Origin of the sequence: Nonomuraea spiralis, assembly GCF_014648435.1 — a bacterium.
GTDB classification, from domain to species: Bacteria; Actinomycetota; Actinomycetes; order Streptosporangiales; family Streptosporangiaceae; genus Nonomuraea; species Nonomuraea spiralis.
The window spans coordinates 1-611 of record NZ_BMRC01000097.1; the positions used below are offsets into that span (position 1 = coordinate 1).

The following is a 611-nucleotide window of genomic DNA, read 5'->3' on the forward strand; positions in this document are numbered from 1 at the left end:
CGGCCGAGCAGGTCGAGGGTGGCGGTCTCCAGCTTGAGGCCGACCTCCTCGGCGATGACCTGACCACCGGTCAGGATCGCGATGTCGCCCAGCATGGCCTTGCGACGGTCGCCGAAGCCCGGGGCCTTGACCGCGACCGACCGCAGCACGCCCTTCAACTTGTTGACGATGAGCGTGGCCAGGGCCTCGGCCTCGACGTCCTCGGCGATGACCAGCAGCGGCCTGCCGGACTGCACCACCTGGTCGAGCAGCGGCACGATGTCCCTGGCCGCGGCGATCCTGCCGCCGGTGACCAGCACGTACGGGTCGTCGAGGACCGCCTCCAGCCGGTCTGCGTCGGTGACGAACATGGGGGCGAGGTAGCCCTTGTCGAAGCGCATGCCCTCGGTGAGCTCAAGCTCGAGACCGAAGGTGTTGCTCTCCTCGACGGTGATGACGCCTTCCTTGCCGACCTTGTCCATCGCCTCGGCGATGAGCGAGCCGATCTCGGGGTCGGCGGCGGAGATAGAGGCGGTCGAAGCGATCTGCTCCTTGGTCTCCACGTCCTTGGCCAGCTTGGAGAGCTCCTCGCTGACGCGCTCGACGGCGGCCTCGATGCCCTTCTTCAGAGC

Annotated in this window: 1 protein-coding gene; it reads right to left on the reverse strand. The window is 67.9% G+C overall.

All coding sequences use genetic code 11. From position 1 onward, the window contains the following. A partial coding sequence (locus IEZ27_RS53470; RefSeq protein ID WP_308427380.1) for a TCP-1/cpn60 chaperonin family protein occupies positions 1-611 on the reverse strand: 611 nt, incomplete at both ends.